8 protein-coding genes are annotated in these 12,945 nt (G+C 36.5%); all 8 read right to left on the bottom strand.

Annotated elements, in window-relative coordinates; all coding sequences use genetic code 11:
• Positions 1 to 73: 73 nt before the first annotated feature.
• Complete coding sequence (locus AB8P72_RS05200; RefSeq protein WP_369958151.1) at positions 74 to 820, bottom strand: hypothetical protein; 747 nt, start codon at positions 818 to 820, stop codon at positions 74 to 76.
• A gap of 143 nt (positions 821 to 963) precedes the next feature.
• A complete protein-coding gene (gene mcrC, locus AB8P72_RS05195) occupies positions 964 to 2,079 on the bottom strand; it encodes a 5-methylcytosine-specific restriction endonuclease system specificity protein McrC (protein WP_369958150.1) in 1,116 nt (371 codons plus the stop codon).
• Between the two features lie 4 nt (positions 2,080 to 2,083).
• Positions 2,084 to 4,519 (bottom strand): AAA family ATPase, encoded by a 2,436-nt coding sequence (locus AB8P72_RS05190; RefSeq protein WP_369958149.1) that lies wholly within the window; start codon positions 4,517 to 4,519, stop codon positions 2,084 to 2,086.
• A 297-nt stretch (positions 4,520 to 4,816) separates the two neighbouring features.
• Positions 4,817 to 7,564, bottom strand: coding sequence for a hypothetical protein (locus AB8P72_RS05185; RefSeq protein ID WP_369958148.1), 2,748 nt, complete (start codon positions 7,562 to 7,564; stop codon positions 4,817 to 4,819).
• A gap of 239 nt (positions 7,565 to 7,803) precedes the next feature.
• Positions 7,804 to 8,307 (bottom strand): hypothetical protein, encoded by a 504-nt coding sequence (locus AB8P72_RS05180; RefSeq protein WP_369958147.1) that lies wholly within the window; start codon positions 8,305 to 8,307, stop codon positions 7,804 to 7,806.
• 85 nt (positions 8,308 to 8,392) lie between these two features.
• The gene (locus tag AB8P72_RS05175; protein ID WP_369958146.1) at positions 8,393 to 11,911 is read right to left on the bottom strand and encodes a TM0106 family RecB-like putative nuclease; all 3,519 of its coding nucleotides are present in this window, start codon (positions 11,909 to 11,911) and stop codon (positions 8,393 to 8,395) included.
• A 181-nt stretch (positions 11,912 to 12,092) separates the two neighbouring features.
• Positions 12,093 to 12,596 carry a transposase family protein gene (locus AB8P72_RS05170; RefSeq protein ID WP_369958145.1) on the bottom strand — a complete coding sequence of 168 codons (504 nt, stop codon included), beginning with the start codon at positions 12,594 to 12,596 and terminating at the stop codon, positions 12,093 to 12,095.
• The gene (locus AB8P72_RS05165; protein WP_369958144.1) at positions 12,511 to 12,924 is read right to left on the bottom strand and encodes a transposase family protein; all 414 of its coding nucleotides are present in this window, start codon (positions 12,922 to 12,924) and stop codon (positions 12,511 to 12,513) included. Before AB8P72_RS05165 ends, AB8P72_RS05170 begins: the two co-directional genes overlap by 86 nt.
• Positions 12,925 to 12,945 lie beyond the last annotated feature (21 nt).

The raw sequence follows: 12,945 nt of genomic DNA, 5'->3' as shown, positions 1-12,945 counted from the left end.
AAACTAGCGCTTTTATTATTCGCCCATTTCACCAGCTTATAACGTCAGTATAATAAAAGCGCAAACTATAGTATTATTTTACCTGTTTTATCCCTTCGTGCAATTGACGCCGACGCTCTTGTGATGCGTTATAGCGATGAGCTTTCGCCCGCTCAATCTCTTCATGAGTTTGGATTAGTTCAGACGGCATAATAAGTACTTCATCCATATCTATTTTATCGACATGCATAGCATTACCTGTGAGAATTGAACGTAATACTTTATCAGCATCACTCTCCTGAAGACTGTCAATCACAGCAGCGCATCTATCAACGTCTGCTAACTGTAGCTTGATGAACATCTGAGCGTCGTAATAAGACTTAGAATATGCCTTACTGACAGCCAGGCACCATAACGCCACTAATACCTCAGGGCTAGCAACAGGTACATCAACCATACCAAATATCTCTTTAGATATAGGCTGATTCAAGGCGAAACCTTTAGGGGTGCTTTGGAATGAAAGTTCGAGAGGATATTTTTTAGTCTCACCACTATCATCTTTGATAGCAATGATAAATTGTTGGTAGGCATTCCATATAAAATCAATGTTATTTTGTTTTAGTGCGCTTTCAAGTTTACAGTAGTCACTTTCAGAAACCATGAAATTAATATTAGTGGTCGCACGAGAAGGTGCATACTCTGAGTATGCAACCGTGCCTACGATGACATACTCAATGTTTTCTTCTAACAGAACATAGATGAGCTGTTTAAATAAATTTTGGAATTTATTCATTCGGCCATCTGATTCAAACAAACTTAAAAGTTCCATTGACTCACTCATACCTAGCTGCCAAGTTCTATATCAGTTATCGTCAATTTATACTTACCTTTAATCAACCTAGCTTCAAATTTACTTAATCCAACAAGTGGCAACTCAAAATGCTGTAAATTTTCAAGCTATGGCGGGAGCAAAATCTAATTTTGCTAAACACCGATAACTTGCAATAGCTGTTCTCGAATCTCAATCGCAGTCGCTGCTAGATCGACAGTAGCGAACTGAATTTTATGATTTTGTATGACGATATACTCATCAATGTTTTTACCTACGGAAGGATGAAGTAGTAGGCCTGAAGCATTTTCATTGAGTGGGTCCCCACTACCCTCTTGCGATCTTAAGTAGGCGTACATCTGATATAGATAACCACTGCGTAAGGTTTCATCTCTAAACCAACCGTTGATTACGACAGCATTGAACTTAGTATCAATGACTAACCGATGTCCTAATTCCATATCATCTATTAAGATATCTGTTCTCATATTAGGAAGTATGTTATCAATGCCTAAGCTCTTATCCTCTATTTGCCACCTCAGAGTCTTGCCAGCGCTTATTCGATAACTCTGCTTTGGCAAGACCGTGTCATAAAATCCAGCAACCCCTTTTTCAAAAAGCTTACGAAGCCAGGGTAAGTTATCTCTCTCTGGCGAGTTTAATTGCTTTTTACCTTTAAGCTCAGTCGGAAGCGCAAGATTAAAAGCTAGATGAGCTGCTGTAATCATAGGTTTATCTTCAAAGTCATGCCTTCCAAACCGATCTACTGAAACCTCACTCCGACTAGGACGTACCTGACTGACTCCCATGCGCCTTAAGCGCACATCCAATGATCGGCACCTATGAGCTAAATCATTATTTTTTACAATCTTAGAGATACTCTCTAAGGCAGCACGGACATATCTATTACGCGCGGTATCAATAGTTAATTCATCAAAATGACAAGCGACTTTACCACGATCAAGCAATCTATTTCTCTCAGTACTAAGCAGATCTATTCTACCCCGGACACGATTAAGCACAGCATCACGAGACTGATAACTGTAACTTAAGTTTCGCTGAATACGATGCTCAACTCGTCGACACAGTATTTCTGCAATTAAATCTGGAATGTCATCAGGGTTATTTTCAACTGAGATCTTAGCCGCTTCAAACTCTCTATACATATCCGAGGCATAGAGCATAAGCAGCCAAAGATTGCGTACCGGTATTTCACCTACAAACTTGATTTCATCATAAGATTCAGACAGATGATCTACTTCAATAGACATAGACTTACAGACCTTCGATCAGGCGTTTCTGTGCTTTTTGAGATTTCTCAAGATCATCGAACCAGTACTCATCAAGTAAAGGACCGATCTCCGTCTGTACCACCTCACTAAACCATTCTTTAGCATTCGTTATAGTCATCCCAACGGCTGGCGTGACATAGCTATGGCCTACTTGAAACTGAGCACCAAGACTGGTATCTGCAGAAATCTCCTCATTAAGAGCCCTAATACGACTGTCAATTCCAGTTAGAACATTTGAATCGATGCCATTTTTGGATTGAACCCAATCATGCCATGGCTTGCCCAATGTTGGTTCAAGATCAATAAAGGCAAAACGACGACGTAGTGCAAGATCAACCAAGGCCAGCGAGCGGTCAGCAATATTCATTGTACCTATGACATATAAATTACTGGGAATATAAACACGTTCACCATCGAACTTTCTATAAGACAGCTCTAACGCTTCATCTGGCGTTCTTTTATCAGTTTCAAGTAGTGTGAGCATCTCACCGAACACTTGAGCAGGGTTACCTCGGTTAATCTCTTCGATGACAATAACGTACTTTGATTCAGGATCATCAATAGCGGCTTTGATCATTTCCATAAAAGGGCCGTCTACCAATGTCAGCTTGCCCTCACCTGAGGGACGCCAACCTCTAATAAAATCTTCATAAGACAAATTAGGATGAAACTGCACGGCTCGTATTTTACTATCGTCACGCTGACCCATTAAAGCAAAGGCTAATCTTTTGGCCAACCAAGTTTTACCAGTACCGGGAGGCCCTTGTAGTATTAGATTTTTCTTATCCCGAAGACGTTTGAGTATCAACTCAATCTTAGCTTTAGGCAAAAAACACCCATCAGATGTAATATCATCAATAGAATAATTTTTAACCATAGTTTGAGTGTCCGTCTCAAAAGGTAATTGTGTATCAAAATCACTAACTATATCTTCATCTACCCAGCGATAACTACCATTACTTATCAACTCTAACTTTCTATTATTAACCATATTTTTTAATACAGATTTGACACCTCCTACAACATCTTTTCTATCTGGGTATCGTTGTTGAATATCATCAGTAAATCTATCTAGAAACTCTTCTACTGTAAATTCAAAAGAATCTTTCTCAAGACAGAGCTGCTTTACTTGAAATAAAATGATATCTATCCAAGTTCTATTAGACAAATCTTTCAAGTCACTTGGTTTATATTGGTATGCTGCGAGCGAGAGTTCAGGAAAAGAATGTACAGGATAAGTTTCTTCTAAAAATCTGGTTTCAAGACTCTCTAACAACCCTAAATAATCATTAGCATCACAGCGTGCTTTTGGACCGTTTTTATTAATTTCTATATTAAGCTTTTTATTGATGTATTCTTGAGACTGTCCATCAAGGGTCAAGAAGCTCCACGGTCTAATCCAATACAGACCCATAGTCAAATTCCAGCCTATACCGTAACAGTTAGTAGCGCTGTCATAAGAGGAAACGAATTGAGACTTAGCCTCTTCACTCTCACCTTCATCTTCTAAATCGGCAAATGCGATAGCACGGGCAAAGACTTCCCATAAAATATCTATATCATCTGCATGGCGCTTGTAGTGATAACCAAAAAACCAGGTTCTTTGATTGTTAACTATAGGAATGCCATCAAAAGATTCAGGGACAGGCTCTGTTATATCAAGTAGTTCGGCCAATGCTTTAGCGATAATTTTACGATTATCGTCAGTAATTCCACGATTGAAAATAGCCATGACTGTAAATGGACATATATCTTTTAATAATCCTCCTTCGACCCCCTCTTCGTATTGGTCGTTAAGAATAGACATGACATCACTTGTTTCAGATATTTTATGAATACCAGTAACAAGCTCATCTCGACGATATCGAAAAGCAAGAAGCTTAGAGGCCATTTCTTCATAGAAAGTTGTCCACTCAAAAGCGGAATGCTCTGAAGGTGAATCGCCAAATCTTTCAAGCCAATAAGGATTGTTACGGAACATATCTATGTCTTGAGCTTTACCGTCAAATGCAAAATCAATCAAATTAACTCTTAACACAGTTTCAGGAATGACTCTCCAAACTGTATTTCGACTAGTGAAAAAATACCATTCCTTAGGAGTAAAGCTGTTGTCCCAATCTACTTTTAGAGGGTTGCCATCACCTATATTCTCTATAACGGTGCCGATAGCCTTAATTAACATCACAGAAACCGTGTGGCCTCGATTATCAAAGGGTAGTTCGTTTTTTCTAGTGTACGTTGATTTGATAGCAATTCTATCGCCAGCCTTAATAAAATTTACTGAATCAATCTGGTTAGCCTCAGGATTAATCTCCCAAGTACCTGTTTCAACAAATCGAGAGGTTTGGTCTACTCCATCATAGGCAGCACCAACAAACCAATAAGAATTTACATCTATTGCTTCAAAATTTTCAGTCATTGTGAAACCCTGTTAATGTTATATTTTCTGATTATAGTATTTGATAACTACTTAGGCTATAGAGCGTAAAACCTGAATTGATGAGTAATAATTTTTGGCTAATACTTAAAAATAATACTCATCGTTGCTTGATATTTTGAGAACTTAATATGCTAAAAAAAACACTTTATTAGCGAGAAATACTATTTTTTAAAAATCAATGCCATATATAAATGCGCTTAGCAAAATTGAGAACTTCACTAAGCGCACTATAAATATTTCAATCCAACTTCATATTAAAAGATATTACATAGCCTACTATCCAATAACTTCCCAAGAATATTCAGATCCTGAACCAGAAGTACTACTATTGCCGTTTTCAAGCTCAGTATCCTTGTATTCTATTTTCTTGATAATACGTCCGCTTTCATCTTCATGGTAATAAATAGTCAGGTTATTTGGCTCAAAATTCTCAACGTCCTGAAGTTGATTCTCAAAAGTACAACCTTGTTGGAAGATTCTACCAACCATAACAACTGTCTTTAAATCTAAACTATCAAAAATATCTTCTTGACTTGAAACGCAAATCAACTTAATACCTTGCGATTCAAGCGACTCAGTATCACAGTTCGAACTCCAGATTGTATCTTCAGAACCGTTCACCAACTCAATTTGAGTATCTTCTGTTAAATAAGCGCCGTTGACATGCCATAGATTATCGACTTCATATAATCCACCCCCACCAAAGTTATGCTCCTCTGGAACTTGGCAGTTATCATCACCCCACTCAGCATCATTGCTATAGTCTTCAAGATCGATATCATTATCTTCGAAGTATTGATATGTTGCAGCCTCTACAGTACCGGCAAAGGTCTCTACCCCATAGCCATTGACCTGAAGAAATGTTGAAGTATCATTTTCATTAGAGACACTTGAAGTTGAAGAATCGAACTCATCAAGACCATAAACTGGATTATCTAAATTTCGAAGAAAGTCAATGAGAGAGCTAGATATCTCTACTAAAGGATTATCGCTTAAAGAGAAATTTTCTAACATCGTAAGATTACTAATACTTTCAGGTAGATTTTTAATATTGTTTAAACTTAAGTTCAACTCTTTCAAATATTTAAGATCTCCAATACTTTCAGGAATCATATTAATATTATTACATTCAACATTCAAACTTATTAAGTTTGATAATTGACCAATACTATCAGGAAGCTCGCTAAGTTCATTGCTACTAATATGTAAAGTTATCAGATTTGATAGTTTTCCAATACTTTCAGGTAGAATTGATAATTTATTTCCAGATAAATCAAGGTTCTCAATTTTCTTGATTAGTCCAATATTATCAGATATTTCATTTATTTGATTATTAAACATTTTTAGTGATGTTAAGTTCGATAGTTGACTGATACTATCAGGAATACTTACTAGCTTAAAATTACAACAAATATTTAAAGTTATTAAATTTGATAATTGACCTATATCATCAGGAATACATGCCAACTCATCATTACTCCAAATATCTAGTATTGCTAAATTTGATAACTCCCCTAGACCTTTGGGTAGTACCTTAAAACTACAGTCTGTAAAATTAAGACTAATTAAATTCTCAAGCTTTCCTATACCTTCAGGTATATTAACAATATTTTTATTAGATGAGATTTCCAGTGTTTTTAAACTAGATAATCTACTAAAATCTTCAGGTATTTCTTTTAATTTACTGTTACTTATAATGAGAGACTCTAAATTCTTTAGGTCTCCAATACTAGAGGGAAGATCAGTAAGTTTCTTATCATGTGCAATTTCTAAGTTTTTCAATCCATTTAGTTGAGTTATACTTTCAGGTAGTTTATTTAACGCATTGCCTTTTAAGCAAATACTTTGCAACTGCTTAAGATTACCAATACTATCAGGTAATTTACTAAGCTTGCTATTGTGAATAAGATTAAGGCTTTCAAGATTTGATAAATCACCTATTCTATCAGGCATTTTTTTTAGCCCGCTACTACTTAGGTTGAAATTACGTAAACTTTTAAGGCCCCCTATACTTTCATCTAATACTTCAAAACCCGAACCTGTCAAAGTTAAACTTTCAATCTTTGATAGATTTCCTATATTTTTAGGGAGAGAGTATTTTTTTTCTGACTTTATTTCTAAAGTAGTTAAATTTGACAAATTAAAAATAGCATCTAATGACTCACTAGATTGATATAAAGATATATGAAGATTTTTTAATTTAGATAAATTTGTAAAACTACTTGGAATTTCTTTCAGTTCAAAGTTAAGATTAATAACTAGTTCTTCTAAACTCAATAATTCACCAAAATTATCAGGTAGATTAGTTAAATTTTTATTATTATTGATTTGTAAATATTTTAATTTTGAAAGTTGGCAAATGCTATCTGGTAAGTTTTTAACACCAGTAAAACCTAAAATAAAACTCTCTAGATTTTTAAGATTTTTAAGATCTTCAGGAAGGGCTGTTAGTTTATCAGCGCTAAAAATCTTTAGTTTTTTTAAATTTGATATATTAACAATATTATCTAGTAGTTTTTCAAGATTATTACCTCCCATACTTAGATTTTCTAAATTTACAAGATCTCCAATACTTTTAGGATAATCAGTTAATTTAGTATTGCCAGAAATTGTTAAACTTATCAAGTTTGATAACTTACCGATATTATCTGGTATTTTTTTAACCTCACTTCCTTCTAAAACAAAATCCTCTAAGTTTTTAAGATTTATAATACTTTCAGGAAGATCGGTGAGCTTATAATTGTAATCAATGATTAATTTTTTTAGTTTTGATAGCTGACCAATACTTTCTGGTAATTTTATTATATTAGTTCCCTTTAAAGTAAAATCCTCTAAATTCTTAAGGTTTCCAATACTTTCAGGAACCTCCTTCAACTCAGAGTTATCAATAACATGCAAAATTTTCAACTCAATTAATTCTTTTGATTCTCTAGGAATTATACTTTCATCAATCTGGGCTTTATCGGCCCAATCCCAAATTTCTTGCATCCATTCTTTGTTATCGGAGTTAGTTACGTTTTCCATTATAAATCCCTTTATTAAATTAATTTATTTTTAGTTGATCCGGTATGATTGGCTTATAGGAATTTAAGTACTGATTATCCAAAACTTCAAATTTACAAATTCGCTTCTATATTTAATAAACTTATGTTAGTAGTGTAGCCCTACGATTGTATATTTTTAAATCTTGAATGGCTATCTTTATACATCGAACTGGCCGTACATTTTTTCATTGCAGTGATAACATTTAAAAAGTGGTGAATTTAACTAAAAATGCCTATATAAAATACATATAGAACTACAAGTACTACCGTAGCAATCAATAGCCATCTTAAAATTGTGAAAGCAATCTGAACAGCAGAGATGCAAACTGCAAAGGGTAATAATATCAATGTTATTAACTTTCCAAATATACTCTTTTGACTCCATCCCTTCCTGTATACGTAATTCGTTAAACTTTCGATATATCCATCAATAAATCCAAAATCTGATATATTACTATTTCCTCTATTACTATATCTGCTAGATTCCCTATCATTCGTTGCATCAGACTGAATAGTCCCTTGAGAGGCAGTAGAAATTGGAGTGCCTAAGATATTACCCCGATCATCGTAAGTATAAATAAGAGTACCGTTTTGAATGCTTACTGTAGAAGCAGTAAACCCTACTAACCTACCTCCTCTAGTAAAAATTGAGACTGGCAAATCTTGCCCTGTTTCATCATACAGGTAAACACTACTACCTCTTTGAACAGCATTAGCTATCATAAGCATGACTCCTGTATTTTTATCGTAAAATTTAAAATTCAAGTTAATCGTATTTCTTGAATTGCTCGCCATCTTAGCTTATGAATTAGATGATCCTGTCGTTCATGAGGCTCATTGCATTAAATAAACTCACTTTTTTTAACTGCTCAATATTATTGACGGGCATATTACCAAGATTAGAATTTGCCACTACGACAGCCAAGGTTTGTGCTCTAGAGATCGCGACATTAATGCGGTTTTTATCCAGCAAGAAATCAATGCCGCGAGGCGATTCACTAGCATCACTACTGCACATACTTAAAAATATGATAGGCGCTTCTTGACCTTGAAACTTATCCACACTACCAATCTTTGCTTGTTTGCCCAAGGCAATTTTTAGCTTACTAACTTGATGATTATAGGGAGCGACAAACAACATATCGTCCCAAGTTATGATTCGAGTTTCTGGCTCTCCAGTATCTTTAGTCGCACCAGTATGCAATAGACGCCCCAATAGCGATTCAGCTAATTGCTTAATCACTATCACCTCCTCATCAGAAGCCTGAGTATTACCTTCATGCTCTACAGGGATAAAGATGATTCCTGCCTCAGAGTTTAAATGCGCTTCTAGAGTTTGCTGATCAGTATTTTGAGTAGCTGCATCTACTGTTTGAAGAATTCGCTTATCATTGTCAAAGTGTGACTTGAGTTTACCTTCATAAATTAGCTGACTGATAACAGTATTTACTTTGCTATGCATACGATAAGTCGTATCTAAAAACACACCTCTATCTGCAGGTATTGTCGGTGTTTTATGGAGTAGATAATCTAATATAGATAACCCACTTTGAGCAGGATGGGTGCCTTGTGAAGGTTGACCTAACTGCATCTGATCACCCATTAATACTAAATTTTTAGCACTGCGACTCATAGCTACCAAATTTGCCGTTGAAACTTGCCCTGCCTCATCAATGAATAAATAGTCGAGCTGCTCAGTCATATCCTCCCGCGCAAACCCCCACGCAGTCGTCCCAATAACGCAGGATGACTCTATATGACCGATTAACTTACTATTGCTTGAGATAGTCACATCATAATCTGCAAGCTCATCATCAGTATCTTGTGTACAGATAAAAGCTGCTTTTATATTTTGGAGTTTGCAGTATTTAGCGGTACTGAGCAATAGGTTGTTGATCGCTTTATGACTATTACTTGAGATGCCTATTTTTGCGCCTGATTTAAGCAGATGAGCGATGACATGTTTACCAGTGAAAGTTTTGCCAGCGCCTGGAGGCCCTTGTATAGGTAAGTAACTACTATCTAGATCAACAATTGCTGCAATAATTTGCTCTAAGCGTGCATTAGGTTCATCACTACTGACGATATCACCGCCTATATAGTTTGATATTCTCGGCTTTGAACCTGTTAAAAAGTCTATAACGGCAGATTTTTGTTGTTTAAATGACCCTTGCTCATACTCAGTAACCGTTCTAAAAATTGCTTCTGAGATAACATCTGTTCTAATGTAATCGTCTGGAATAAGTGATATTGTGATTGGTGGTTCGTCTTTAGCTTTAACTACGATTATACCCTTATCTAAATCACTCTCTTCAGCAACAAAACTAACCGTAGCATTTTTGCCATCTGATTTTTGAACTCCAAGCAAATAGAAGCTTTTCGCAGCGCCTTTAAATTCTTGCTCGACATCAAACTTATACTCATAACTTAAGTTTCTATCTTTGGGTTGACACTTAAAGGGCGCTCTATCCGTGCGCTCACAAAGAGCAAGACAGTCTAAGTCGCTAAAAAGCTCCATCTCATCTGAACCGAGGCGATCAAAGAGCTTCCAAAACAAGGGTTTAGACTCTCTGCGATGAAATTCTAACATCCAAACTAAATTCTCAGTGAGTTGTGCTTGTTTAGGATTATCTAGTAACTCTGTTTCAGCTTGGTATAATAGACGGTCACGCAATGCGGTAACCATGGTCACTTCCTCGGAGACTGCTGGCTCAATGACTTCAGTTTTACCAAGATACTCAATACGATGTATTGCTTGCTGCTCCCTTAACCATACTGTTAGCTCCTGCGTAGAATCGCAATCATCAATATTATAATCACGAATATCATTTAGAATCTTCGAGGTTTGCCAAGTATCTCCTTCTAGACCTTGCTCAAATAACTGTCGCCAGTGATCATAAACAACGATAGAATCACCGCCATTGCCTACCTCAGTGTTACGCTTGCTTCGATATAGATGCTCTACATTTTTGATAGAATATTTAGGCGCGCCTAATCGTAAACCGCCCTTCACCACTTTATACAAGTCTACAAACACTTCATTTCTTAAAAGTTGATCAACCTCATATTCACAAATGCCATAGCGACCCATAAGCTTTCGGCACGCGGCAATTTCATAATTGGCGTAGTGGTAGATATGCATACTTGGGTCTTGTTGCCATCTATCATATACCCAGTGAATAAACGCCTCAAAACACTGTTTTTCTTGTTCAGGATTGTGAGCCCAGAAATCTTTAAATTGACGATCACCCTGCTCATCAAAATAACTATTACCCCATAAATACTCTAAACCACCCTCATCAAGTGGAAACCCTTCAATATCGAAGAATACATCTAGTGCAGAGTGTGGCGGTAATAGTGCTAGTCCTTTTTTCTCATCCTCTGTGTGAGGTAGTATTTCAAACTCTGGTATAGCGTTACCATTAGGCTCATCTGAATTTTTAGTTTTTAAATGGGTTTTGATTTGTATAGCAGCTTGATCTTTAATTTTAGCGAGAGATGTGGAATGAATACCATGCACTGATAACAAAGGCAGCTCTGCAAGCTGCTGCATAGTGTGAATACCTATTTTATTGAGTTTTTTAATTTGTGCTTTGGTAATGTTCGCCACTTGAAACAGATGATCTTTATCGAGCAAAATTTGTTCGGCATGGTTACTCCAATTACCCCAACTTTTCGAGTCAGCAGGATCTGGTTTTTGATCGGGATGAAAGCGAGAGTGCTCGACCAAAAAAGTATTTTTAAGAGATAGATAATAGTAATAAAAATCATGAGTCTTTAGTATTTGCTTCTCACCATTGCCAAGAGCAACGGTAATATTTTGAGGCAAGCAGCCTTGAATGGCCTCAAGCATTTGAGCGTAGCAACATAATTGGATTATAAATGTTGGCTTGACGTGACTAGCAAGCTTAGTGTCCCACACCTCATAATGCCAATCTCCGAGATTGCTTAAAGGTTGATCTGACTTGTGCTCCACTTTCACCAGAAAATCAGCATAGCCGGCGAACTCACTAAGCTCTAACCTTCCTTGTACAATGACTTCAGCACCTTGCTTCATTGCCGCTAAAGTTTTGGTATATTTATCCTTTTTGGTAATGCCCTCAATTTTGACTAAGCTCTTGCCTTCAGCTATGAACTGCGTCTCTAGCTTATCTTCATGCTCATAACCTTTTTGTTGCAACATCACCATAAGCTCGTCACTAGGATCTGGCTTAGGTGCTAACTCTGGATACTCTTGAGCGAGTCTATCCATCCATGATGCAAAAGGACTTTCCATGTATTTGGTTAGATCTGATGGTGAATAATACATCTGTCCCTTTTTATACATGCAAAATCCTGTTTTTTTGTAGTTTATAGATAACAAGACTTAGTGAATAAAGTCTTTTTGGATGCCTTAAAATCGATACTTATCTAGTTGAAACAATAAGTAGAAGCTACTGTATTTTATTACATCGATTAAATCTACTTATTTTGACTCGTTTACATCTACAGTAGACCTCTTGCAAAAGTCATAAGCCAAGCTCGAAATTAACAATACTGGCGAATAGCTTCATTCTAAGATCGTAGCGCTGACGACGGTTACGATATTTATGAGCCACGATTTTGAACCGTTTGATTAAGCCTATTTTGTGTTCAACCATAATGCGAAACTTAGCGAGATACTGATTGGCTTGTTTGCAGAGCTCTAACAATTGACCCCCACGTGGCTTTTTAAAGGGGGTGAAGCTCTGTTCATGTAACTTTGCAATGCCCTGATAGCCACTATCCCCTAATGGCTTAGTGTCACAAGGAAGCCAGTCGGGACAAGTATCTTTATACAACTTAAAATCGTGAATAGAGCCTTTGGACGTTTGAACATCTAATATTAAGCCTGTTTTCCAGTGGACGATCACTTGCGCTTTTAAGGTGTGTTGTTTCTTATTGCCGCTATAGTAGTCTCTTTGGTTTTTTTGGACGCTCAATAGGGGTTTCGGTTGCATCGACAATGACGATTGACCAATTGATGTCGTCATCGACTCTACTAGGCAGCTTTTTAGGTAATTCAAACTTGCCTGAATTGATAAGAATATATTCTACTTTACGAATAATACGGCTAGCAGCAGACTCATGAATACCAAAGTCCATACTGATATGGTACAGCGTCCGGTATTCACGCCAATAAGTAAGGGCCAGTAATATTTGCGCCTCAAGACTAAGCACGCTTGGTCTACCTGATTTGGTCTTTTGGGTTTCATGCTGCTGCATGGCCTCAAGCATTTCATAAAAGGTCGCTTTATGAATACCTGTATAGCGTTTGAAGCCTGCGTTATTTTGTTCGAGTAGCTTATCTATGTTTGGCATGGTTCTTAGCCAGTTGTGAAT

The sequence above is a fragment of the Psychrobacter sp. CLB018 genome (genome assembly GCF_041222815.1).
GTDB classification, from domain to species: domain Bacteria; phylum Pseudomonadota; class Gammaproteobacteria; order Pseudomonadales; family Moraxellaceae; genus Psychrobacter; species Psychrobacter faecalis.
This window is presented reverse-complemented; position numbering and strand designations above follow the sequence as displayed.

Coding starts and splice junctions, on each gene's coding strand:
- AB8P72_RS05200 (WP_369958151.1), bottom strand. CDS start 820: ATGAGTGAGTCAATGGAACTTTTAAGTTTGTTTGAATCAGATGGCCGA.
- mcrC (WP_369958150.1), bottom strand. CDS start 2,079: ATGTCTATTGAAGTAGATCATCTGTCTGAATCTTATGATGAAATCAAG.
- AB8P72_RS05190 (WP_369958149.1), bottom strand. CDS start 4,519: ATGACTGAAAATTTTGAAGCAATAGATGTAAATTCTTATTGGTTTGTT.
- AB8P72_RS05185 (WP_369958148.1), bottom strand. CDS start 7,564: ATGGAAAACGTAACTAACTCCGATAACAAAGAATGGATGCAAGAAATT.
- AB8P72_RS05180 (WP_369958147.1), bottom strand. CDS start 8,307: ATGATAGCTAATGCTGTTCAAAGAGGTAGTAGTGTTTACCTGTATGAT.
- AB8P72_RS05175 (WP_369958146.1), bottom strand. CDS start 11,911: ATGTATAAAAAGGGACAGATGTATTATTCACCATCAGATCTAACCAAA.
- AB8P72_RS05170 (WP_369958145.1), bottom strand. CDS start 12,596: ATGACGACATCAATTGGTCAATCGTCATTGTCGATGCAACCGAAACCC.
- AB8P72_RS05165 (WP_369958144.1), bottom strand. CDS start 12,924: ATGCCAAACATAGATAAGCTACTCGAACAAAATAACGCAGGCTTCAAA.